General features: G+C 54.4%; 21 protein-coding genes. 13 read left to right on the top strand and 8 right to left on the bottom strand.

Annotated features, from left to right (window positions below):
• The first annotated feature begins 5 nt into the window (after window positions 1-5).
• From yihS to ompL, 5 genes are all read left to right on the top strand, one after another.
• The gene (gene yihS / locus ACT3IC_RS09830) at window positions 6-1,247 is read left to right on the top strand and encodes a sulfoquinovose isomerase (RefSeq protein ID WP_159340286.1); all 1,242 of its coding nucleotides are present in this window, start codon (window positions 6-8) and stop codon (window positions 1,245-1,247) included.
• A 17-nt stretch (window positions 1,248-1,264) separates the two neighbouring features.
• A complete protein-coding gene (locus ACT3IC_RS09825) occupies window positions 1,265-3,289 on the top strand; it encodes an alpha-glucosidase (protein ID WP_420193781.1) in 2,025 nt (674 codons plus the stop codon).
• 45 nt (window positions 3,290-3,334) lie between these two features.
• Window positions 3,335-4,717: an MFS transporter gene (locus ACT3IC_RS09820; protein WP_103177573.1), complete on the top strand. Its 1,383-nt coding sequence runs from the start codon at window positions 3,335-3,337 to the stop codon at window positions 4,715-4,717.
• 42 nt (window positions 4,718-4,759) lie between these two features.
• A complete protein-coding gene (locus ACT3IC_RS09815; RefSeq protein ID WP_156655409.1) occupies window positions 4,760-6,184 on the top strand; it encodes an MFS transporter in 1,425 nt (474 codons plus the stop codon).
• A gap of 75 nt (window positions 6,185-6,259) precedes the next feature.
• The gene (ompL, locus tag ACT3IC_RS09810; RefSeq protein ID WP_159340284.1) at window positions 6,260-6,946 is read left to right on the top strand and encodes a porin OmpL; all 687 of its coding nucleotides are present in this window, start codon (window positions 6,260-6,262) and stop codon (window positions 6,944-6,946) included.
• 79 nt (window positions 6,947-7,025) lie between these two features.
• Here the strand turns inward: ompL and typA are convergent, their stop codons facing one another.
• Window positions 7,026-8,849, bottom strand: a complete 1,824-nt coding sequence (gene typA / locus ACT3IC_RS09805) for a ribosome-dependent GTPase TypA (RefSeq protein WP_103177576.1) — start codon at window positions 8,847-8,849, stop codon at window positions 7,026-7,028.
• Window positions 8,850-9,237: 388 nt separating this feature from the next.
• Here typA and glnA point away from each other — a divergent pair, with 388 nt between their 5' ends.
• The 4 genes from glnA to ACT3IC_RS09785 all read left to right on the top strand — a co-directional run bounded on the left by glnA (window position 9,238) and on the right by ACT3IC_RS09785 (window position 13,542).
• Window positions 9,238-10,647: a glutamate--ammonia ligase gene (glnA, locus tag ACT3IC_RS09800; protein WP_103177577.1), complete on the top strand. Its 1,410-nt coding sequence runs from the start codon at window positions 9,238-9,240 to the stop codon at window positions 10,645-10,647.
• A gap of 188 nt (window positions 10,648-10,835) precedes the next feature.
• Entirely contained in the window at window positions 10,836-11,885 is a 1,050-nt protein-coding gene (gene glnL, locus ACT3IC_RS09795; protein ID WP_103177578.1) for a nitrogen regulation protein NR(II), read from the top strand.
• 11 nt (window positions 11,886-11,896) lie between these two features.
• Window positions 11,897-13,309 carry a nitrogen regulation protein NR(I) gene (glnG, locus tag ACT3IC_RS09790; RefSeq protein ID WP_103177579.1) on the top strand — a complete coding sequence of 471 codons (1,413 nt, stop codon included), beginning with the start codon at window positions 11,897-11,899 and terminating at the stop codon, window positions 13,307-13,309.
• A 110-nt stretch (window positions 13,310-13,419) separates the two neighbouring features.
• Window positions 13,420-13,542, top strand: a complete 123-nt coding sequence (locus tag ACT3IC_RS09785) for a YshB family small membrane protein (RefSeq protein ID WP_139156310.1) — start codon at window positions 13,420-13,422, stop codon at window positions 13,540-13,542.
• A 74-nt stretch (window positions 13,543-13,616) separates the two neighbouring features.
• Here ACT3IC_RS09785 and hemN read toward each other — a convergent pair whose 3' ends face one another.
• Window positions 13,617-14,990: an oxygen-independent coproporphyrinogen III oxidase gene (gene hemN / locus ACT3IC_RS09780; protein WP_473477298.1), complete on the bottom strand. Its 1,374-nt coding sequence runs from the start codon at window positions 14,988-14,990 to the stop codon at window positions 13,617-13,619.
• Between the two features lie 188 nt (window positions 14,991-15,178).
• The gene (gene yihI / locus ACT3IC_RS09775; RefSeq protein WP_103177582.1) at window positions 15,179-15,691 is read right to left on the bottom strand and encodes a Der GTPase-activating protein YihI; all 513 of its coding nucleotides are present in this window, start codon (window positions 15,689-15,691) and stop codon (window positions 15,179-15,181) included.
• Between the two features lie 581 nt (window positions 15,692-16,272).
• On the opposite strand from yihI, the gene yihA reads away from it, so the two are divergent.
• A complete protein-coding gene (gene yihA / locus ACT3IC_RS09770) occupies window positions 16,273-16,899 on the top strand; it encodes a ribosome biogenesis GTP-binding protein YihA/YsxC (RefSeq protein WP_103177583.1) in 627 nt (208 codons plus the stop codon).
• A gap of 99 nt (window positions 16,900-16,998) precedes the next feature.
• On the opposite strand, the gene spfP is transcribed toward yihA, so the two are convergent.
• Window positions 16,999-17,046, bottom strand: coding sequence for a small protein SpfP (gene spfP / locus ACT3IC_RS09765; RefSeq protein WP_071892919.1), 48 nt, complete (start codon window positions 17,044-17,046; stop codon window positions 16,999-17,001).
• A gap of 165 nt (window positions 17,047-17,211) precedes the next feature.
• Window positions 17,212-20,004, bottom strand: a complete 2,793-nt coding sequence (gene polA, locus ACT3IC_RS09760) for a DNA polymerase I (protein ID WP_473477294.1) — start codon at window positions 20,002-20,004, stop codon at window positions 17,212-17,214.
• A gap of 436 nt (window positions 20,005-20,440) precedes the next feature.
• Here polA and ACT3IC_RS09755 point away from each other — a divergent pair, with 436 nt between their 5' ends.
• Window positions 20,441-21,349 (top strand): acyltransferase, encoded by a 909-nt coding sequence (locus ACT3IC_RS09755; protein ID WP_159340282.1) that lies wholly within the window; start codon window positions 20,441-20,443, stop codon window positions 21,347-21,349.
• Between the two features lie 15 nt (window positions 21,350-21,364).
• On the opposite strand, the gene dsbA is transcribed toward ACT3IC_RS09755, so the two are convergent.
• From dsbA to ACT3IC_RS09740, 3 genes are all read right to left on the bottom strand, one after another.
• Window positions 21,365-21,988 (bottom strand): thiol:disulfide interchange protein DsbA, encoded by a 624-nt coding sequence (gene dsbA / locus ACT3IC_RS09750; protein ID WP_159340281.1) that lies wholly within the window; start codon window positions 21,986-21,988, stop codon window positions 21,365-21,367.
• Window positions 21,989-22,015: 27 nt separating this feature from the next.
• Entirely contained in the window at window positions 22,016-23,002 is a 987-nt protein-coding gene (locus tag ACT3IC_RS09745) for a serine/threonine protein kinase (protein ID WP_473477290.1), read from the bottom strand.
• A gap of 75 nt (window positions 23,003-23,077) precedes the next feature.
• The gene (locus tag ACT3IC_RS09740; RefSeq protein WP_039032193.1) at window positions 23,078-23,347 is read right to left on the bottom strand and encodes a YihD family protein; all 270 of its coding nucleotides are present in this window, start codon (window positions 23,345-23,347) and stop codon (window positions 23,078-23,080) included.
• A gap of 68 nt (window positions 23,348-23,415) precedes the next feature.
• On the opposite strand from ACT3IC_RS09740, the gene mobA reads away from it, so the two are divergent.
• Both mobA and mobB read left to right on the top strand, forming a co-directional pair.
• Window positions 23,416-24,000, top strand: a complete 585-nt coding sequence (gene mobA / locus ACT3IC_RS09735) for a molybdenum cofactor guanylyltransferase MobA (RefSeq protein WP_103177588.1) — start codon at window positions 23,416-23,418, stop codon at window positions 23,998-24,000.
• A complete protein-coding gene (gene mobB, locus ACT3IC_RS09730; protein WP_103177589.1) occupies window positions 23,997-24,503 on the top strand; it encodes a molybdopterin-guanine dinucleotide biosynthesis protein MobB in 507 nt (168 codons plus the stop codon). Before mobA ends, mobB begins: the two co-directional genes overlap by 4 nt.
• The last annotated feature ends 63 nt before the right edge of the window (window positions 24,504-24,566 follow it).

Below are 24,566 nucleotides of genomic sequence, written 5' to 3'. Positions count from 1 at the left end.
CGAATATGAAATGGTTTAACACCCTGAGCCATAACCGCTGGCTCGAACAAGAGACCGACCGCATTCTCGACTTCGGCAAAAACGCCGCCGTTCCCACCGGCTTTGGCTGGCTGGGCAATAACGGCCAGGTTCGCAGCGATATGGGCACGCATCTGTGGATCACCGCCCGTATGCTGCACGTCTACGCGGTGGCCGCCAATATGGGGCGCCCGGGTGCATACGCCCTGGTTGAGCATGGCATCAATGCCCTGAACGGCCCGCTGCGCGACAAACAGCATGGCGGCTGGTACGCCTGCGTTAACGATGAAGGGGTGATGGATGCCTCCAAGCAGGGCTATCAGCACTTCTTCGTGCTGCTCGGCGCGGCGAGCGCCGTTACCACCGGACATCCGCAGGCGCGCAAGCTGCTGGACGACGCCATCGAGGTGATTGAGCGCTACTTCTGGAGCGAACAGGAGCAAATGTGCCTGGAATCCTGGGACGAAGCCTTCAGCAAAACGGAAGATTACCGTGGCGGCAATGCCAATATGCACGCTGTGGAAGCCTTCCTCATCGTCTATGACGTCACCCACGATCGCAAATGGCTCGACCGCGCCCTGCGCATCGCCTCGGTGATTATTCACGACGTGGCGCGCAAGGGTGAGTATCGCGTTAACGAGCATTTTGACACCAACTGGAACCCGATCCGCGACTACAACATCGATAACCCTGCCCACCGTTTCCGCGCCTACGGCGGTACGCCGGGACACTGGATTGAGTGGGGCCGTCTGATGTTGCATCTGCGCGCCGCACTGGAAGCCCGCTTTGAAACCCCGCCAGCGTGGCTGCTGGAAGACGCAAAAGGACTGTTCCACGCCACCATCCGCGATGCCTGGGCGCCGGACGGGGCCGACGGCTTCGTCTACTCCGTCGGCTGGGATGGTAAGCCTATTGTGCGCGAACGCGTGCGCTGGCCGATCGTCGAAGCGATGGGCACGGCCTATGCCCTCTATACCGTGACCGGCGAGGCGCAGTACGAAGCCTGGTATCAGAAATGGTGGGATTACTGCATCAAATACCTGATGGATTACGAGAACGGATCCTGGTGGCAGGAGCTGGACATCAACAACGAAGTGACCACCAAAGTCTGGGACGGCAAGCAGGATATTTACCATCTGCTGCACTGCCTGGTGATCCCCCGCCTGCCGCTGGCCCCGGGCTTAGCCCCTGCCGTAGCCGCCGGATTACTGGATAGCCAGGCCAAATAATAAAGACGGAGTTTTCTATGCGTACCCTACACAATATTGATCTGAAAAATAACGAACATGGCTTCACCCTGCGCTGGCAGGACCGTCTGATTTTATCCCACTCCACCGATGAACCTTGCCTGTGGATCGGCGCGGGCGTTGCCGATATCGAAATGTTTCGCGGCAACTTCAGCATCAAAGACAAGCTCAACGAAAAAATCGCCCTGACGGACGCGACCGTTACACAGCAAAGCGCAGGCTGGGCGATCCGCTTCACCCGTGGCGATGCGGTAAGCGCCACGCTGCTGGTAGATCTTGATACGGAAGGCCGCCTGACGTTAAAGCTCAAAAACGATGCCACCCGCCATAACCGCATCTGGCTGCGGCTGGCGGCCCAGCCTGAAGATCATATCTACGGCTGCGGGGAGCAGTTCTCCTACTTCGACCTGCGCGGCAAGCCGTTCCCGCTGTGGACCAGCGAACAGGGGGTGGGCCGCAATAAGCAGACTTACGTGACCTGGCAGGCCGACTGCAAAGAGAACGCGGGCGGGGATTACTACTGGACCTTCTTCCCGCAACCCACCTTTGTGAGCACCCAGAAGTACTACTGCCACGTGGATAACAGCTGCTACATGAACTTCGACTTCAGTGCGCCAGACTTCCACGAGCTGGCGTTCTGGGAAGATAACGCCACGCTGCGCTTCGACTGCGCAGAAACCTATGTCGATCTGCTGGAAAAACTCACCGGCCTGCTGGGGCGTCAGCCGGAGCTGCCGGACTGGGTTTACGACGGGGTGACGCTGGGCATTCAGGGCGGCACCGACGTGTGCCAGCAGAAGCTCGACCTCATGCGCGAAGGTGGCGTGAAGGTGAACGGCATCTGGGCGCAGGACTGGTCCGGCATCCGCATGACCTCCTTTGGCAAACGCGTGATGTGGAACTGGAAGTGGAACAGCGAGCTCTATCCGCAGCTCGATGAGCGTATTGCGCAGTGGAAACAGGAAGGGGTGCAGTTCCTCTCCTATATCAACCCCTACGTCGCCAGCGACAAAGATCTCTGCGAAGAGGCGGCAAAACGCGGCTATCTGACCAAAAATGCCGACGGCAAGGAGTACCACGTCGAGTTCGGCGAGTTCTATGCGGGCGTCATCGACCTGACCAACCCGGAAGCCTACGGCTGGTACAAAGAGGTGATCAAAAAGAACCTGATCGAACTGGGTTGCGGCGGCTGGATGGCCGATTTTGGCGAATATCTGCCAACCGATACCTTCCTGCACAACGGCGTCAGCGCGGAGATCATGCATAACGCCTGGCCTGCCCTGTGGGCGAAATGTAACTACGAGGCGCTGGAAGAGACCGGCAAGCTCGGCGAGATCCTGTTCTTCATGCGCGCGGGTTATACCGGCAGCCAGAAGCACTCGGTGATGATGTGGGCGGGAGATCAGAACGTCGACTGGAGCCTGGACGACGGTCTGGCGTCCGTCGTACCTGCTGCGCTGTCTCTGGCGATGACCGGTCACGGGCTGCACCACAGCGACATCGGCGGCTATACCACCCTGTTCGAGATGAAACGCACCAAAGAGCTGCTGCTGCGCTGGTGCGATTTCAGCGCCTTTACGCCGATGATGCGTACCCACGAAGGCAACCGTCCTGGCGACAACTGGCAGTTCGATGGCGACGCCGAAACCATCGCTCACTTTGCGCGTATGACCACCGTCTTCACCACCCTGAAACCGTATATCAAAGCTGCCGTCGCGCAGAACGCGAAAAGCGGCCTGCCGGTGATGCGCCCGCTGTTCCTGCACTATGAAGAGGACGCGCGCGCCTACACGCTGAAATACCAGTATCTGTTTGGCCGCGATCTGCTGGTGGCGCCCGTGTATGAAGAGGGCCGCCATGACTGGTCGCTCTATCTGCCGCAGGACAGCTGGGTCAATGCGTGGACGGGTGAAACCTGCCAGGGCGGTGATGTGACCGTTGAGGCCCCACTCGGCAAACCGCCGGTCTTCTATCGCCAGCAAAGCGAATGGGCAGATCTGTTTAGCACCTTACGTCATATCTGATAAGGCTCGCCCGCAGGGAGACCTGCGGGCAGACGGAGAACAATAATGAGTCAACATACTTCTGATCCGGCAACCCTACGCCTGCCGTTTAAAGAAAAACTCGCCTATGGGATGGGCGATCTCGGCTCTAACATCCTGCTGGATATCGGCACGCTCTATCTGCTGAAGTTCTACACCGATGTGCTGGGCCTGCCGGGGACCTACGGCGGGATCATCTTCCTGATTGCCAAGTTCTTTACCGCCTTCACCGATATGGGCACCGGGATCATGCTCGACGCCCGGCGCAAGATCGGCCCGAAAGGAAAATTCCGCCCGTTCGTACTGTATGCCGCCTTCCCGGTGACGCTGCTGGCGATTGCCAACTTCGTCGGCACGCCGTTTGAAATCACCGGTAAAACGGTGATGGCGACGGTGCTCTTCATGCTGTACGGCCTGTTCTTCAGCATGATGAACTGCTCTTACGGCGCGATGGTGCCCGCCATTACCAAAAACCCGGACGAGCGCGCCTCGCTGGCCGCCTGGCGTCAGGGCGGTGCCACGCTTGGCCTGCTGCTCTGTACCGTCGGTTTTGTCCCGGTAATGAACCTGATTGAGGGCAATGACCAGCTTGGCTATATCTTTGCCGCCACCCTTTTCTCGCTGTTCGGGCTGTTCTTTATGTGGTGGTGCTATAAGGGCGTGACCGAGCGTTACGTCGAAACGCAGCCTGCTAATCCGGCGCAAAAACCGGGACTGTTGCAGTCGTTTCGCGCCATCGCCGGGAACCGTCCGCTGTTTATTCTCTGCATCGCCAACCTCTGCACGCTGGGTGCCTTTAACGTCAAGCTCGCCATTCAGGTTTACTACACGCAGTACGTGCTGAACGACCCGATCCTGCTGTCATACATGGGCTTCTTCAGCATGGGCTGTATTTTTATCGGCGTCTTTATGATGCCCGGCGCGGTGCGGCGCTTCGGCAAGAAAAAGGTCTATATCAGCGGGCTGATGATTTGGGTGGCGGGCGATCTGCTCAACTACTTCTTCGGCGGTGGCTCGGTGAGCTTTGTGGCGTTCTCCTGTCTGGCCTTCTTTGGCTCCGCATTTGTGAACAGCCTGAACTGGGCGCTGGTGTCCGATACCGTGGAATATGGCGAGTGGCGCACCGGCGTGCGCTCTGAGGGGACGGTTTACACCGGCTTTACCTTCTTCAGGAAGGTATCCCAGGCACTGGCGGGCTTCTTCCCGGGGATGATGCTTACGCAGATCGGCTATGTGCCCAACGTGGTGCAATCCGCCGGGACCGTTGAAGGGCTGCGGCAGCTGATATTTATCTACCCCAGCCTGCTGGCAGTCATCACCATCGTGGCGATGGGCTGTTTCTACAACCTCAACGAAAAGATGTATGTGCGCATCGTGGAAGAGATCGAACTGCGTAAACGTACGGCATAAATGACGAGATGGAGCGCCCTATGGGCGCTCTGAGGATCGACCATGACACATAACACTGATCCGTTAACCCTGAAATTGAGCCTGCGAGAGAAGTGCGCCTACGGGATGGGCGATTTTGGCTCGAATCTGATGCTCTGTATCGGCACGCTCTATTTGCTGAAGTTTTACACCGACGAACTGGGCATGCCCGCGTTCTATGGCGGCATTATTTTTTTGGTGGCGAAGTTCTTTACCGCCTTTACCGACATGCTGACCGGCGTGCTGGTGGACTCCCGGCGAAATATCGGCGCACGGGGAAAATTCCGGCCCTTTATTCTCTATGCTTCGGTACCCGTTGCGCTGGTTGCTGCGGCGCAGTTTATGGCTAACGACTTTAGCCTGACGGTGAAAACGGCTATCGCCACCGTGCTCTTTATGATGTTCGGCCTCTGCTATAGCCTGATGAACTGCGCCTACGGTGCGATGGTCCCGGCCATCACCAAAAACCCGAACGAGCGCGCGCAGCTGGCGGCGTGGCGTCAGGGCGGCGCAACGGTGGGGTTGTTGCTCTGCACCGTCGGCTTTATGCCCATTCAGGCGCTGTTCGTCAGCCAGCCCTCCCTCGGCTATCTGGTTGCCGCTCTGGTGTTTGTCACCGGCGGGCTGTTCTGCATGTGGTGGTGCTATAGCGGCGTGAAAGAGCGCTATGTGGAGATCACACCCGATCACCATAAACCCGGCATTCTGAAATCGTTCTGCGCGATTTTCCGCAACCCGCCGCTGCTGGTCTTATGCATCGCCAACCTCTGTACCCTTGCCGCCTTTAACATCAAGCTGGCGATTCAGGTCTATTACACCCAGTACGTGCTGAACGATCTGCACCTGCTGTCGTGGATGGGCTTTTTCAGCATGGGCTGTATTCTGGTCGGCGTGTTTCTGGTGCCCGGCGCGGTTAAGCGTTTCGGCAAAAAACCGGTTTACCTGGGCGGGCTGACGCTATGGGCGGTGGGCGACGTGCTGAACTTCTTCTGGGGGAGCAACTCCCTGCTGTTTGTGCTCTTTTCCTGTATGGCCTTTTTCGGCACCGCTTTCGTCAACAGTCTGAACTGGGCCCTGGTGCCGGATACCGTTGATTATGGCGAGTGGAAAACCGGCATTCGCGCCGAAGGGTCGGTTTATACCGGCTATACCTTCTCGCGCAAAATCTCCGCGGCCCTCGCCGGTTTCTTGCCTGGCATTATGCTGACCCAGATCGGTTACGTGCCCCATGCGGTGCAGAGCGCAGGCACGCTGCTGGGGCTGCGCCAGCTTATTTTTCTCTGGCCCTGCGGCCTGGCGATTATCGCCGCCATCACGATGGGACTCTTTTATAAACTCAACGAAGCGCGCTTCGCCTTTATTATTGAGGAGATTGCAAACCGAAAAAAACCATCAGCGAATACCCCTGAGATAACCACCAACGATAAAGCGTCAGCAGTCACTTTATAACAATAAATCCGGCCATTAATCCCTTCCCTCTCTATGGGAGGGGTGGCCTTTCTTTATCTGTTACATGGATAAGTTATGAAAAGAATCATTACTGTACTGATCGTGTCGTCTGTCTCCTGCCCGGTATTTGCCGGGGCGTATGTCGAAACACGAGAAGCATACAATACGGCCTCCGAGCTACATGAGGTGATCCTGCGAGCCGGCTATAACTTCGATATGGGCGCGGGGCTGATGTTCACCAACGCTTATAACGTGGGGAAATGGGATGAGCTTAAGCACAGCTATAACGAAATAGAGGGGTGGTATCCGCTCTTTAAACCCACCGACAAACTCACTTTCCAGCCGGGCGGTTTAATTAACGACAGCAGCGCAGGGTCGGGCGGCGCTGTTTATTTAGATACCAACTACAAATTTACGGATGGGTTCAATCTGACGTTCCGCTATCGCTATAACCACAACAATTACGATACGCCGGACTATAACGGGCAGATGGATAAGAACGACACGCACGAGTTTGCTAACTACTGGAATTTTAAAGTGGCGGATGCGTTTTTCTACACCTTTGAGCCGCACTTTTTCCAGCGGGTAAATGATTACCACAGTAAGAATGGCAAAGATCACCACTGGGAAATAACGAACAAGTTCAGCTATAAAATCGACAGAAACTGGCTGCCGTACCTCGAACTCCAGTGGCTGGACAGATGGAATGATTACAACCGCGAGCAGTACCGAATCCGTCTGGGCGTGCGGTACGCGTTCTAATAAAAAAGCCGCTGATCGCTCAGCGGCTTTTTACCTGCCGGGAGGCGCATGCGCTTACCCGGCCTACAGACTGACTGTATTAATCTTCTTTTGAACCGCGCATTGCACGTTTACGATCGTTTTCAGTCAGGTGACGTTTACGGATACGGATAGACTGTGGTGTTACTTCTACCAGTTCGTCGTCATCGATGAATTCCAGAGCCTGCTCCAGCGTCATCTTAACCGGTGGAACCAGAACCGTTGCTTCGTCAGTACCGGACGCACGCATGTTGGTCAGTTTCTTACCGGTCAGGCAGTTTACCGTCAGGTCGTTAGAACGGCTGTGAATACCGATGATCTGGCCTTCGTAAACTTCTGCACCGTGACCCAGGAACAGCTTACCGCGATCCTGCAGGCTGAACAGGGCGAACGCAACCGCTTTACCCTGACCGTTGGAGATCAGAACGCCGTTGTTACGCTGGCCCACTTCGCCCGGACGAACGTCGTCGTAGTGGCTGAAGGTGGAGTACAGCAGACCGGTACCGGAAGTCATGGTCATGAACTCAGAACGGAAGCCGATCAGGCCACGGCTTGGGATCACGTAGTCGAGACGTACGCGGCCTTTGCCATCTGGATTCATGTTTTTCAGGTCGCCTTTACGCTCACCCAGAGCCTGCATTACAGAACCCTGATGCTGCTCTTCAACGTCCAGCGTCACGTTCTCGAATGGCTCTTGTTTACGGCCATCGATTTCACGGAAGATAACTTTCGGACGGGAAACCGCCATTTCGAAACCTTCACGACGCATGTTTTCGATCAGAACAGACAGGTGCAGCTCACCACGACCAGAAACGCGGAATGCATCAGCGTCTTCGGTTTCTTCAACGCGCAGCGCAACGTTGTGCACCAGCTCTTTGTTCAGGCGGTCAAGGATCTGACGAGAGGTAACGAACTTACCTTCTTTACCACAGAACGGAGAGGTGTTGACGTTGAAGAACATGGTTACGGTCGGCTCATCAACAGACAGCGCTGGCAGCGCTTCCACATTCTGCGGGTCGCAGATGGTGTCAGAGATGTTCAGCTCGCCCAGACCGGTGATAGCGATGATGTCGCCAGCTTCCGCAATGTCGCTCTCGATACGCTCAAGGCCCAGGTGAGTCAGCACTTTACCGACTTTACCGTTACGGGTTTTACCTTCGCTATCGATGATAGTGACCTGCTGGTTTGGCTTCACTTTACCGCGCTTGATACGACCAATGCCGATTACACCAACGTAGTTGTTGTAGTCCAGCTGAGAGATCTGCATCTGCAGGGTACCGTCGAGATCGACGTTTGGTGCCGGAACATGGTCAACAATCGCCTGGTACAGCGGGGTCATGTCTTCAGCCATGTCTTCGTGGTCCAGACCAGCGATACCGTTCAGCGCAGACGCATAAACGATCGGGAAGTCCAGCTGTTCGTCGGTCGCATCCAGGTTAACGAACAGGTCGAAGACCTGATCAACAACCCAGTCAGGACGCGCGCCAGGACGGTCAACTTTGTTGATTACCACGATTGGCTTCAGGCCATGGGCGAATGCTTTTTTGGTTACGAAGCGCGTCTGCGGCATTGGGCCGTCAAATGCGTCAACCACCAGCAGCACGGAATCCACCATGGACATCACGCGCTCAACTTCACCACCGAAGTCGGCGTGCCCTGGGGTATCAACGATGTTGATACGGTAGTCATTCCATTTGATCGCGGTGTTTTTAGCGAGGATGGTAATCCCACGCTCTTTCTCCAAATCGTTGGAGTCCATCACGCGTTCTTGAGTTTCGGCACGCGCATCGAACGTACCGGATTGCTGCAGCAGCTTATCAACCAGGGTAGTTTTACCATGGTCAACGTGCGCGATGATGGCGATATTACGCAGATTTTCGATCACAACTTTGCCTCAGGCATTAGAAATAGCGCGTTATTGTACACGGATTAATCGCACTACAAAACAGGATCACAAACATCCCCCGCAAACAAGTATCGCAGAGATGCTTTGTGATCGCTTTCACGGAGCGGTAAAAGGGCACTTTAACGTAAATTGCACCAATATGGTGCTCAATGTTCACATTGAAGCACTATAATGGTGCAACAAAACCACCGTGGTGCAGCCCTTTTGCACTACGGTGCGCATGATAGCGCCTTTTTGGGGTGTTTTAAAAGTTGGCACAGATTTCGCTTTATAAAAAATACGGCAACAAAAGGCACCACCGCCTGCCTTATACAGAATTTGAAGACCTCGTTACCACGACGACAATGACCAATCTGGAGAGTTAAGTATGTCCGCTGAACACGTTTTGACGATGCTGAACGAACATGAAGTGAAGTTTGTTGATCTGCGCTTCACCGATACCAAAGGTAAAGAACAGCACGTCACTATTCCTGCTCATCAGGTGAATGCCGAATTCTTTGAAGAAGGCAAAATGTTTGACGGCTCCTCCATTGGTGGCTGGAAAGGTATCAACGAATCCGACATGGTTCTGATGCCTGACGCATCTACTGCCCTCATTGACCCGTTCTTCGAAGAGTCTACCCTGATCATCCGTTGCGATATTCTTGAGCCAGGCACCCTGCAGGGTTACGACCGCGACCCACGCTCTATCGCTAAACGCGCTGAAGAGTATCTGCGCTCCACCGGCATCGCAGACACCGTTCTGTTCGGGCCAGAGCCAGAGTTCTTCCTGTTCGACGACATCCGTTTTGGTGCGACCACTTCCGGTTCCCACGTTGCTATCGATGATATCGAAGGCGCATGGAACTCATCCACCAAATACGAAGGCGGTAACAAAGGTCACCGTCCAGCCGTTAAAGGCGGTTACTTCCCGGTTCCACCGGTTGACTCTTCCCAGGACATCCGTTCTACCATGTGTCTGATTATGGAAGAGATGGGTCTGGTTGTTGAAGCCCATCACCATGAAGTTGCAACTGCTGGCCAGAACGAAATCGCCACCCGTTTCAACACCATGACCAAGAAAGCGGACGAAATTCAGATCTACAAATACGTTGTTCACAACGTTGCGCACCGCTTCGGTAAAACCGCGACCTTCATGCCAAAACCAATGTTTGGCGACAACGGTTCCGGTATGCACTGCCACATGTCCCTGTCCAAGAACGGGACTAACCTGTTCGCTGGCGACAAGTATGCGGGTCTGTCCGAGCAGGCACTGCACTACATCGGTGGTGTTATCAAACACGCTAAAGCGATCAACGCCCTGGCGAACCCAACCACTAACTCCTACAAGCGTCTGGTCCCAGGCTACGAAGCGCCAGTAATGCTGGCCTACTCTGCCCGTAACCGTTCTGCTTCTATCCGTATTCCGGTGGTAGCTTCTCCGAAAGCACGTCGTATCGAAGTGCGCTTCCCGGACCCAGCTGCTAACCCATACCTGTGCTTCGCAGCACTGCTGATGGCGGGTCTGGACGGTATCAAGAACAAGATCCACCCGGGCGAAGCAATGGACAAAAACCTGTACGACCTGCCGCCAGAAGAAGCGAAAGAGATCCCACAGGTTGCCGGTTCTCTTGAAGAAGCCCTGCTGGCGCTGGACGCAGACCGCGAGTTCCTGACTGCGGGCGGCGTGTTCACTGACGAAGCGATCGATGCTTACATCGCACTGCGTATGGAAGAGAACGACCGCGTTCGCATGACGCCGCACCCAGTTGAGTTCGAACTGTACTACAGCGTCTAATCTTCAATCCCTGTCGCGCGGCCTTTTCCGCGCGAGATTGATAGCCGTTTTTTTTGTTGCCGTGGAAACTTTTCAGCCCATCTTCGGATGGGCTTTTTTCACCGCCAACAAGCTGATCTGACGCGTTTTTCGCCGTAAAAACGCTATACTGCACTAAAATAGTGCAAACAACTCCAGGAGACTGCTGAATGGCAACTGGCACGCTGCCCGATGCTGGGCAGATCCTCAATTCTCTTATCAACAGCATTTTACTGGTCGATGACGATCTGGCGGTGCATTACGCCAATCCCGCGGCCCAGCAGTTACTGGCGCAAAGTTCACGCAAACTGTTTGGCGCGCCGCTGCCCGAGCTGTTGAGTTATTTTTCCCTGAATATCGGCCTGATGCAGGAGAGTCTGCAGGCGGGGCAAGGTTTTACCGATAACGAAGTGACGCTGGTGATCGACGGACGCTCGCATATTCTGTCGCTGACCGCACAGCGGCTGCCGGAAGGGCTCATTCTGCTGGAGATGGCGCCGATGGATAACCAGCGTCGCCTGAGTCAGGAGCAGCTCCAGCATGCTCAGCAGATTGCGGCCCGCGATCTGGTGCGCGGCCTCGCCCATGAGATCAAAAATCCGCTCGGCGGCCTGCGCGGCGCGGCGCAGCTGCTCACCAAAGCCCTGCCCGACCCGGCGCTGGCGGAATACACCAACGTCATCATTGAACAGGCCGACCGCCTGCGGAACCTGGTGGATCGCCTGCTGGGACCGCAGCAACCCGGGATGCATGTCACCGAAAGCATTCACAAAGTGGCGGAGCGCGTCGTCAAGCTGGTGTCGATGGAGTTGCCGGATAACGTCAGGTTAATTCGGGATTACGATCCCAGCCTGCCGGAACTGCCGCACGATCCCGACCAGATTGAACAAGTTTTACTGAATATCGTGCGCAACGCCCTGCAGGCGCTGGGGGCGGAAGGCGGAGAGATTATTCTGCGTACCCGCACCGCCTTTCAGCTCACCCTGCACGGCACACGCTACCGTCTGGCGGCCCGCATTGATGTGGAAGATAACGGTCCGGGCATTCCTTCCCATTTACAGGACACGCTGTTTTACCCGATGGTCAGCGGCCGTGAAGGCGGGACCGGGCTTGGCTTATCGATTGCCCGTAATTTGATAGATCAGCATTCCGGCAAAATTGAATTTACCAGTTGGCCGGGTCATACCGAGTTTTCGGTTTACCTGCCAATCAGGAAATAGAGGGTTAGGTTATGCAACGAGGGATAGTCTGGGTAGTTGATGACGATAGCTCCATCCGCTGGGTGCTTGAACGGGCGCTTACCGGAGCAGGTTTAAGCTGCACCGCTTTTGAGAGCGGTGCCGATGTGCTTGATGCACTCACCACCAAAACCCCGGATGTGCTGCTGTCCGATATCCGTATGCCGGGAATGGATGGGCTCGCGCTGTTAAAACAGATCAAGCAGCGTCATCCGATGCTTCCGGTCATCATAATGACCGCCCACTCTGATCTGGATGCTGCCGTCAGCGCCTACCAGCAGGGGGCGTTCGATTATCTGCCAAAACCGTTCGATATTGACGAAGCGGTGGCGCTGGTTGAACGCGCCATTAGCCACTATCAGGAACAGCAGCAGCCGCGTAATGCCCCGGTTTTCGGGCCTACCACCGATATCATTGGTGAAGCGCCGGCGATGCAGGATGTGTTTCGCATCATTGGTCGCCTGTCACGCTCCTCCATCAGCGTGCTGATTAACGGCGAGTCAGGCACCGGGAAAGAGCTGGTCGCGCATGCCCTGCATCGCCACAGCCCGCGCGTCAAAGCCCCGTTTATCGCCCTGAATATGGCGGCGATCCCCAAGGATTTGATTGAGTCCGAGCTGTTCGGCCATGAAAAAGGGGCCTTTACCGGCGCTAACACCATCCGTCAGGGTCGCTTTGAGCAGGCCGACGGCGGGACGCTGTTCCTGGATGAGATCGGTGATATGCCTCTCGACGTTCAGACACGTCTGCTGCGCGTGCTGGCGGACGGCCAGTTTTACCGCGTGGGCGGCTACGCCCCGGTCAAAGTGGATGTGCGTATTATCGCCGCCACCCACCAGAACCTGGAGCTGCGCGTCCAGGAGGGCAAATTCCGTGAAGACCTGTTCCACCGCCTGAACGTCATTCGCGTACACCTGCCGCCGCTGCGTGAGCGCCGGGAAGATATCCCGCGCCTGGCGCGTCATTTCCTGCAGGATGCCGCCCGGGAACTGGGCGTGGAAGCCAAGCTGCTGCACCCGGAAACCGAAGCGGCGCTGACGCGTCTGGCCTGGCCGGGTAACGTGCGTCAGCTGGAAAATACCTGCCGCTGGCTGACGGTGATGGCTGCCGGCCAGGAGGTGTTGATTCAGGATCTGCCGCCCGAGCTTTTCGAAACCCACGTTCCGGAAAGCAGCACCGGCCAGAGCCTGCCCGACAGCTGGGCGACACTGCTGGCGCAGTGGGCCGATCGCGCGTTGCGCTCCGGTCATCAGGACCTGCTCTCCGAGGCGCAGCCCGAAATGGAGCGCACGCTGCTGACCACCGCGCTGCGCCATACCCAGGGCCACAAGCAGGAGGCGGCACGCCTGCTCGGCTGGGGGCGCAATACCCTGACGCGTAAGTTAAAAGAACTGGGGATGGAGTGATCGCCTCCCCCTGTGTAAAGAGAGTTAATTAAGCGCAAAGTGATGCTATTTTGCGCTTTACTGTACTGATGAGTTGAGTATGATCTTGCCCGGAAAATGGGGGGGTCATCATGCTGGAATCGATCGTGAATTTGTTGTCTGGCGGCCTTGAAGCCAGCGCAGCAGCGGGACATACACCACAAACGGCCATTGCAGCTGTGCTGTGTGCGGCGCTGGTGGGGTTGTTTAGCTAGCACTTCGCTTACCCGGCCTACGAAAGCGCGAAATGTAGGCCGGGTAAGGCGAAGCCGCCACCCGGTAATGCGGCTTAAATCACCCGCGAGAACTGCTGCATACGGGCTTTCTGCCGCAGATAGGCATCGAAGCACATACAGATATTACGAATCAACAAACGCCCTTTCGGCGTAACTTCAATCGCACTCTCCGTCACCTCCACCAGCCCATCTTTCGCCAGCGGCGCCAGCAGCTTCATATCTTCCGCAAAGTAATCTTTAAAAACGAGATCCCACTGCGCTTCCACCGCGCGGAAGTCGAGACGGAAGTTACAGATTAGCGCCTTGATCACGTCCCGGCGAATACAGTCGTCGCGGGTTAACGCGATGCCGCGCCACAGCGCGTTGCCGGTCTCATCCACCTGCTGATAGTAGAGCTTCAGCTCTTTCTGGTTTTGCGCATAGCAGTCGCCAATCATGCTGATGGCCGACACGCCCATCCCCAGCAGGTCCGTATCGCCCTGGGTGGTGTAACCCTGGAAGTTACGATGCAGAACGCCTTCTCGCTGGGCAATCGCCAGCTCGTCATCCGGTCGGGCAAAGTGATCCATGCCGATGAACTGGTAGCCGGTCTGGGTTAACGATGTGATGGTTTCCTGCAGGATATCCAGTTTTTGCTGCGCGGATGGCAGATCGGCATCTTTGATTTTGCGTTGGGCAGCAAACAGCGTCGGCAGATGCGCATAGTTGAAGACGCTCAGGCGGTCCGGGTTGAGTTCCGCCACGCGCTTCAACGTGTAGGCGAAACTTTCTGACGTCTGCTTCGGCAGGCCATAAATCAGATCGATATTGGTGGAGGTGAAGCCAATCTCCCGGGCATGATTTAACAGAGCGAAGATGAACTCTTCATCCTGCTCACGGTTAACCAGCCGCTGGACCTCTTTATTAAAGTCCTGCACGCCCATACTCAGCCGGTTAAACCCTTCGGCACGCAGATGATCGAGCACATCAAGCTCGATTTCCCGCGGGTCTACTTCGATAGAGATTTCAGCATCGCCATTGAAGCGGAAGTTATTCCGCAGCAGGGTCATCAGACGGCTGATTTGCGCTTTATTCAGGTAGGTCGGCGTACCGCCGCCCCAGTGGAGCTGGCTGACGTGACGACCGGCGAACTGCGGCGCGCGATGCAGGATCTCCTGCTCAAGCGCATCCAGATAGTGATCCGCCTTGTGCTGCTGGCGGGTCACAATTTTGTTGCAGCCACAGAAATAGCAGAGCTTGTGGCAGAACGGGATATGAACATACAGAGAGAGCGGGCGGTCAGGATAACGCGCTACCGCCTGCTGAAACTGGGTTTGACCGAACGCGTCGGAAAACTCCAGCGCAGTGGGATACGAGGTATAACGCGGCCCGGAATAGTTATATTTCTGGATCAGGGCCAGATCCCAGTCGATGGTTGCTACAGACATGCTCACTCCTTCCGTTGGTGTCGCGTTCGTATACGGCGGCCCGTTCTGCCCCCTGTGCGGGCCATGAATCGGGTGCGCAGCCACTTCTGTCGCCGCGACAACCGCCGTAGTTTAACGAATAACCACACCAGATAACATATAACCGGAAGGGTTATTAGCAGGACAATAGAACCTGCCGGGTGCAAATGTTAGTTTCCACCTTTCAACAGGCGCATCATATCTTCCTGTTTCTCTTCTTCTTCCTCTTCGTCTTCATCGTCGTAAGAGAGGCCAAGCTTCTGCATCAGTTCATCGATGCGATCCAGTTTGGCATCTACCCATGACTGCTCTTCGGCATTCAGGGTTTCGCCCTCTTCAAGACGTTCCAGCAGCGCGTCCAGGCGCTCATCATTCTCCAGCAAATCCAGCTCAGCCTGCGGTGAAAGCATAGGTTTCTCGCTCTTCGGTTTGTGCTGCCTGGTGACCGGGGCATCGGTCACGCCTAATGGAACCGGTTTTTTACTGCCGATACGCGGGTCTTTCTGCTGCTTGTTATTCGCAGACGCGCCCGAAGTACCGCCACTCGCGCGGCTACCCGCAGCATGACCACGATGTTTTTTCTCGCGTTTGCGATCGCGCGCTTCCTGATTCAGTTCTTCGCGCGTTTTGCGGCGTGCTTTAGCAGGACGTTTAGCGCCTGCAGCGGAGGTCGGTTTTTTCATGTGTTTTGTCTTAAAGTCGTTTTCTTGAGTATAGAATTGCGGCGAAATCTAGCAGAAAGCAAGCAAAGAAAAAAGGCGACAGAGCAATCTGTCGCCTTTTTTCCTGACTCACAACCCATTACGGGTCTGACAATCCCTGTTTGCTTACGACTCACCCTGTCTATCCATTAGCAGGTACCGTCCGTGATAGGTTCCATTTCCCTTTGTAACGCCTCCAAGGCGTACGTCTTCCTGACTTTCCTGTGTCTTCGCCTCCTGGCGCTCCTGACCCTAATCCTTAAGTCTGGTTCCTGTCGGCATCCTCGCCGTTGAACGCTACTTTACCGTTTCCGGCTAAACGCACAAGCCACAAACGCGCTTTTACCGAGTATTTCAGACTAAGACTAAAAGTTAATAGGTTGATTTTAATCGTTTTGATTTTTTAATGCGCTGCGATTTTTCTTAAATATCCCATAGTAAAAATGGCAGATCTCTCACAAAGCTCAGGGTTTTTACTTACAGCCGGGTTGCCGATGGGAAAAGCCTTTTCTCTCTGTTCAGGTATAATCCCCCCAACGTTACGAATTTCTGGAGACAACCACGTGACCAACCTGAATTATCACCAGACGCATTTTCTCCTCAGTGCGCCTGATATTCGCCATTTACCCGCCGATACGGGTCTTGAAGTGGCATTTGCTGGCCGGTCCAACGCGGGGAAATCCAGCGCTCTGAATACCCTGACCAATCAGAAAAGCCTGGCGCGTACCTCTAAAACGCCTGGCCGCACCCAGCTGATTAACCTGTTTGAAGTCGCACCGGGCAAGCGCCTGGTGGATTTACCAGGCTACGGCTATGCAGAAGTTCCGGAAGAGATGAAACTCAAGTGGCAGCGCGCGCTGGGGGAATATCTTGAAAAACGTCTGTGTCTGAAGGGCCTGGTCGTCCTGATGGATATTCGTCATCCGCTTAAAGATCTCGATCAGCAGATGATCCACTGGGCCGTAGAGAGCGGGATTCAGGTGCTGGTACTGCTCACCAAAGCCGACAAGCTGGCCAGCGGCGCGCGTAAAGCGCAGGTGAATATGGTGCGTGAAGCCGTGCTGGCGTTTAACGGCGACATCCAGGTAGAGGCGTTTTCTTCGCTGAAGAAGCAAGGCGTGGACAAACTGCGTGAGAAACTGGATATCTGGTACAGCGAGCTGGAACCCGCGTCAGAAGCGGATGAGTAAAGATGAGCGCGGCGATGTCCGCGCTTTTTTTTGCGCTGACCTTTTCTTTGCCGCAATAAAAAACGCCCCAGTCATTACTGACTGGGGCGGCTAAAATATTCAGCCAAATCCGATTACGTGAAGTAAAAGGTCTGAAAGATAGAACATCTTACCTCTGTACCCTACGTGGATAACTCTACCCTTTTTTGAACTACAGACAAAGCACTTTTTGTAGTTTTTTTTCATTCTTTACATAGGGAATTCTAATGATCGTCACAAAACGTTCATGGATATGTTGCTTACTTACAGAAAGTGTTCATATCCCAGAAAGCGTTAGTGAGCCTGATCCCAGTTTTCTCCCTGGCCGACTTCCACCAGCAACGGCACATCCAGTTTGACGCTGTTCTCCATCAGTTCATGGATCTTTTTCGAGACCGGCTCCAGATCGTCTTTATGCACCTCAAACACCAGTTCATCGTGTACCTGCATGATCATCCGCACCCGCGGCTGCTCTTTCTCCAGCCAGGCGTCAACGGCGATCATTGCACGTTTGATGATATCTGCCGCCGTCCCCTGCATCGGGGCGTTGATTGCCGCACGTTCGGCACCGGCACGGCGGGCCGCATTACTGGATTTGATGTCCGGCAGATAGAGGCGACGCCCTTCCAGGGTTTCGACATAGCCTTTTTCTTTTGCCTGGGCGCGCGTGTTCTCCATATATTGCAGCACGCCCGGGTAGCGCTCGAAATAGAGATCCATATACTTCTGCGACTCTTTGCGCGGAATATTGAGCTGGCGGGAGAGGCCAAAGGCGCTCATGCCGTAGATAAGGCCAAAGTTGATCGCCTTCGCGCTGCGGCGCTGTTCCCCGGTGACGCTCTCCAGTGGCATACCAAACACTTCGGCTGCCGTGGCCCGGTGAATATCCTGCCCTTCAGCAAAGGCGGTCAACAGCCCTTTATCCCGGGAGAGGTGCGCCATGATGCGCAGCTCAATCTGTGAATAGTCAGCAGAGACGATGACGTAATCCTCTGGCGCAATAAACGCCTGACGGATACGGCGCCCTTCTTCATTACGCACCGGAATGTTTTGCAGGTTAGGATCGGTTGAGGAGAGTCGCCCGGTAGCCGCTACCGCCTGATGGTAAGAGGTGTGTACACGGCCCGTTTTTGGGTTGATCATCAACGGCAGCTTATCGGTGTAGGTCGATTTTAGCTTTGCCAGCCCACGATACTGAAGGATCACTTTTGGCAGAGGATAGTCCAGCGCCAGCTCCTCAAGCACCTCTTCAGAGGTGGACGGCGCCCCGCCCGGCGTTTTCTTCAGCGGCTTGATACCCTGCTTTTCAAACAGGATGGTCTGCAGCTGTTTAGTGGACGAGAGATTAAACGGCTCGCCGGCGATCTCATGCGCTTTTTGTTCCAGCTCGTGCAGACGCAGGGCGATCTCTTCTGAGTGCTTGTGCAACACAGCCGGATCGATTTTCACGCCATTGCGCTCGATGCGGGACAGAACCGGCACCAGCGGCATCTCGATATTCTGGAACACGTTCAGTGGCCCGGCGTGTTTTTGCAGCTTCGGCCACATCTTTAAATGCAGTTGCAGCGTGACGTCAGCGTCTTCTGCCGCATAGTGCCCCGCCTCTTCCAGGGCGATCTGGTTAAAGGTCAGCTGATTCTTGCCCTTACCGGCGATCTGCTCAAAGGTGACGGTTTTATGCTTCAGCCAGCGGTCGGAGAGCGAATCCATATCGTGACGACCGGCGACGCTGTCGAGGATATAGGACTCCAGCATGGTATCGAACGCAATGCCGCGCAGTTCGATACCGTAGTTTTGCAGGATACCGCGATCGAACTTCAGGTTTTGCCCTACCTTCAGCGCTTTTTCATCTTCAAGGATCGGCTTAAGGAGTTCGAGCACGCGCTCACGGGTAAGCTGCTCTGGCGCGTCCAGATAGTCGTGGGCAACCGGCACATAGGCGGCAACGCCCGGCTCTGTGGCAAATGACAGCCCCACCATATTGGCGGAGACATTATCGAGGCTGTCGGTTTCGGTATCGAAAGCGAATACCGGTGCCTGCTGTAACTTTTCAATCCAGCGTTGCAGCTGCGCTTCATCCAGAATGGTTTCGTAATGCTCAGAAGAGAGCACGCTGGCTTCTTCTTCCGGCTCCTCTTCTGCATCGATCACCAGGGTCTCTTTTGGCTTAGCTACTGGTTTAGCCCCTTTCGCCTGCAGCCATTTCCCCGCTTCGACATCGGTTATCCAGCGTTTGAACTCGTACTGCTTAAACAGGCCCAGCAGCTCTTCAACGGCAGGTTGCTGCACTTCAAGCTGTTCACAGGTCAGATCCAGCTCGACGTCTGTTTTGATGGTTGCCAGCTGATAAGAGAGGTAGGCCACCTCTTTGTTCTGCTCAAGCTTAGCGGCCATGGTTTTGGCACCGCGGAAGGTCAGCCCGGCGATTTTATCCTGCTCGCTATACAGCGTATCCAGCCCGCCCAGACCTTGCAGCAGCGCCTGGGCCGTCTTTTCGCCCACGCCCGGTACGCCAGGAATGTTATCGGAGGAGTCACCCATCAGCGCGAGGAAGTCGATGATCAGTTCCGGCGGCACGCCATACTTAGCGACGACCTCTTCCGGCCCAAGAATGGTATTGGTCATGGTGTTAATCAGGGTGATCCCCGGCGTGACCAGCTGAGCCATGTCTTTATCGCCGGTGCTGATCAGGACCGGGCGGCCCATTTTCTCTGCTTCACGCGCCAGCGTACCGATAACATCGTCCGCTTCAACGCCCGAGACGGCCATCAAAGGCAGCCCCATCGCTTTTACCATCTTATGCAGAGGCTCAATTTGCGCGCGCAGATCGTCCGGCATCGGCGGACGATGAGATTTGTAATGCTCGAACAGCTCATCCCGGAAAGTTTTGCCTTTCGCATCGAAGACCACGGCGGCATGGCTTGGCTGATACTGCATGATCAGGCTACGCAGCATGTTCAGCACACCATACATTGCGCCCGTAGGCTCTCCTGCGCTGTTGGTCAGCGGAGGAAATGCGTGATATGCCCGATAGAGGTAAGACGAGCCGTCGACGAGAATAAGCGGATTTTCGGGGATCTGAACCATAATGTCCGTGCCTTTAAGTAATTTATGAATAAAGGATGCCACAGAAGGATGAAAACATCAGTTTTTCACGGCCAATACAGCCAAAGATTTTGTGATCCTGAGGATCGCTCGCAAATTAAAACTGTGGATAAGTTTGTGAATATTTTCTGTAACCTGGATTAAATGTGCTTAATGAGGATCGATGAGATAATTATTGAACTTACTAATCAATAAGTTATGATTTGATCACGATCTCATATTTTCGGTTGATGACAATTTACTCCATGTGGATATAAGCCACGCAGGATCGACATAACAGGATTTTTCTCCACAGCGCATACAAATCAGCTTGCCCGCCAAGTTAAAGCGCCATCCTTTAACCGTTTTCTGGTAAAATCAGCGCCCGGTGCCTGTTTATCAGGCGCCATCCATAGCTAACTACCTGAAAAAATTCATCATGTCTAGACTCCTGGCTGCGATCACCCTCTTCTTAAGTATCGCATTAACTATTCTGGTCACCATCGCCTGTTCTGTGCCGATCATCATCGCCGGAATAATTAAACTGCTATTACCGATCCCCGTTGTCTGGCGTGCCGTATCTGCATTCTGTAACGTTATGATGTACTGCTGGTGTGAAGGTCTGGCGGTGCTTCTGCGTCTTAATCCACATCTGAAATGGGATGTTCAGGGTCTGGAAGGACTTAACAAGAAAAACTGGTATTTGCTTATCTGCAACCACCATAGCTGGGCCGATATCGTGGTGTTATGCGTACTGTTCCGCAAACACATTCCCATGAATAAGTACTTCCTTAAACAGCAGCTCGCCTGGGTACCCTTTATTGGGCTGGCCTGTTGGGCGCTGGATATGCCGTTTATGAAGCGCTATTCCCGTAGCTATCTGATCCGCCATCCTGAACGCCGCGGCAAAGATGTTGAAACGACACGCCGCTCCTGCGAGAAGTTTCGCGCGCACCCCACCACCATCGTCAATTTTGTGGAAGGCTCTCGCTTTACCGAAGAGAAAAAGCAGCAAACCCGCTCACCGTACAGCAACCTGCTGCCGCCAAAAGCGGCGGGGATCGCCATGGCGCTTAACGTACTGGGCCAACAGTTCGACAAATTACTGGACGTGACGCTCTGTTATCCGGAAAACGACAGGACGCCGTTTTACGATATGCTCAGCGGCAAGTTAACCCGGATTGTGGTGCGTATTGATCTGGTGCCTGTGGCAGAAGAGCTACATGGGGACTATGTTAACGATAAGAACTTTAAGCGACGTTTCCAACTCTGGCTGAATACGTTGTGGACGGAAAAAGACGTGCTAATCGACAGGATTAAAGCCCAATACAACAACGCCGGTCATTGACCGGCGTTTTCTTTATTACTTCTTCTCAACCAGATACTTCACGGTGTCGGCATACTGCTGCACGAAGATGTCCATGCTGCTGGTATCCATCCCCTGCATATTCAGCTGGTACTTACCGTTAACATACATGGCTGGAACACCACGCAGTTGCAGATCGGCGGCCGCTTTTTCCTGCTGTGCCACGAGAGATTTCACGACAAAGCTGTTCCAGGCTGCATCGTATTCTTCACCCTTAACGCCTGCATCAACGAATACCTTACGGATATCAGCAGTGGTCTGTACAGACTGGGTTTTCTGCACGGCTTCAAACATCGCTGCAGTAATTTTGTCTTCCACGCCCAGGGCCATAGCGACTGCCCACGCCTGCGTTAAGTCTTTGCCCAGCGGGCCAAGGAACTCAACGTGATACTTGGTCATTTTGGTGCCTTCAGGCAGCTTCTTTTTCACGTTCTCGGAAACATGCAGAACCTGCTCGAACTCATAGCAGTGCGGGCAATAGAATGAGAAGAACTCCAGTACCTGAGGTTCTCCAGCTACAGGTTTGTCGAGGGTAATATACTGTTTACCATCGGTGAACTGTGCAGCCGAAGCGCTAAATGCCAGAATCATACCTGCCAGCGCCAGCCATATTTTTTTCATGATCAACTCTCTCCTGGATGTGTTCGATTAATACATTGGCGTTAATTGCAAAGGGGGTTCCTGCAGAACCTTTACCTGTTCAATAAATGTGGATATCTGGTTACGCCAGTAATCTTCTCCGGTAAGCCACGGGAAGTTTCTGGGAAACGCGGGGTCGTCCCAACGCCTGATTAACCATGCAAGATAATAAACAAAACGCATGGCGCGTAAAGGTTCGATTAATGCAATTTCGTCTGAATTAAAAGGGGTGAACTCCTCATAGGCTTCGATAATCGTCCCAAGCTGCATCCGCTGCTCAGCCTTATCGCCATTCAGCAGCATCCAGAGATCCTGAATCGCCGGTCCCATTCTCGCATCATCGAGGTCGACAAATAATGGTCCGTCACGCCAGAGGATATTTCCGGCATGGCAATCACCGTGCAGGCGCAGCGTTTTGACGTTGTTATCCCAGCGCGCTGTGACGGCGTTAATTAAATTATCCGTTGCGGCCAGAAATTCAGCTTTCAGCCCTGAGGGGATGAGCGTGGAGGTTTCAAATACCTGACGCGGTTCGAGCAGATATTCCGCAATGCCGATTGTGGGACGCGAAGTAAAGGCGCTTTTCTTACCCGTCTGATGTATGCGCCCTAAATAACGGGCAACCCATTCCATCTGATCGATATTATCGGCTTCAAATTGCCGGCCACCGAGGCTTGGGAAAACGGCAAAATAAAAACCCTGGTGCGACAGTAGCGTCTGACCATTGAACTGAAGAGGTGCGGCAACGGGAACGTCATCGGCTACCAGGTCGAGGGCGAACTGATGCTCTTCCTGGATCTGATCGACTGACCAGCGCTGCGGGCGATAAAATTTCACGACGAAGCGCTGACGATCCTCATCCTGAAACTGGTAGACGCGGTTTTCATAGCTGTTTAATGGGGTCAGACCTGAGTCCACCCGGATGCCCTGCTCAAACAGAGCATCCATAATGGTATCCGGGTGTAAGGTCTGGAAAGTAAAGGCCTGGTCGTTCATCCGATCATCCGGAAATTATACGAATGATTGAGGATATCATTTAACGGCGATTACGGTGGCGCCTCTTACAAGCTTTTACTCTTTAATTACGCCACGTGCGCGCAGCAGGGCTGTTTTGAAATCCTCTTCGTAATCTTTCTGAATACCGGGAATGACAGCATCTTTACCAGAATCGCGCATTTTCAGGTGATAGATCAGGATGTCATCGGAAAGGTCGGCCAGTTCGCCTTCATAACCTGACTCCTGCGCCAGTTTCTGTAAGAATTGCACGAGGTTAAGCTCTGGCTCTTTTTGCCAGGCTGGCTGGAGAAGTTCAATAACTTCATTCAGACGTTTACATTTCATGGTAATACTCCTTTCATTGAGAGTGACACGTTAGCAGGGTCAATCCCACAATAAAAGAGGCGATATTGTTGAGCCAGATAAGCACGATCACGGGTGTGGTGTTAGCCGGCGGCAAGGCATCCCGCATGGGGGGAGTCGATAAGGGCCTGCAGACGTTGAACGGCACACCGTTATGGCAGCACGTGGCACACACGCTGAGTAAACAAGTGAGTACGCTAGCCATCAGTGCTAACAAAAACCTCGCCGTTTATCGGGAAAGTGGACACCCCGTCTATCCCGACTCGCTGGCTGATTACCCGGGGCCGCTGGCGGGGATGCTTTCTGTTATGCAGCAGTGCGATGCCGAGTGGTTTCTGTTTTGCCCCTGCGATACACCGTTTATCCCCTATTGTCTGGCTGAGCGCTTTGTTAAACACAGGGAAACGTCAGCGGTTGTCTGGGCGCATGACGGCGAACGCGATCATCCAACCATTGCGCTAATGCACCGTCAGCTGATGCCGGAATTAAAGAACTACCTGGCGGCGGGAGAGCGTCGGGTGATGGTCTTTATGCGACAAGCTGGCGGACATTCTGTCGATTTTAGCGATATGAAACAGGCGTTTATTAACATCAATACTCTCGAACAGATAGACACTATGCAGAGGCACAAATGATACCTGTTTTAGCGATCGCCGCCTGGAGCGGTACGGGGAAAACCACCCTGTTAAAAGCCATTATCCCGGCGCTCTGCGCCAGAGGTGTACGCCCCGGGCTTATCAAACACACTCATCACAATATGGATGTCGATATTCCTGGTAAGGACAGCTATGAACTGCGCAGAGCTGGCGCGGCACAAACCATTGTTGCCAGCAGTAAACGTTGGGCCTTAATGACCGAGACACCGGACGCAAACGACCTTGATCTGCCTTACCTTATCAGCCGGATGGATCATTCGACGCTGGATCTGGTCCTGGTAGAGGGTTTTAAGCATGAACCGGTGGCAAAGATCCTGCTGTTTCGCAGCGATACCGGACATGAGGTTAATGAGTTAACGCTTGATGAGCATGTTATCGCGGTGGCCAGTGATATTTCACTGTCGCTTCAGGTACCGGTCCTGGATATCAATAATGCGGAGGAGATCGTCGGGTTCATTCAACAATGGATGAGGTCAAAGTAGGCCGGGTAAGGCGAAGCCGCCACCCGGCTTTTTTAACGCCCAACGCAAAAAGCCCATCCGTGA

The sequence above is a fragment of the Leclercia sp. GHBNCSD genome (genome assembly GCF_055805075.1).
This window is presented reverse-complemented; position numbering and strand designations above follow the sequence as displayed.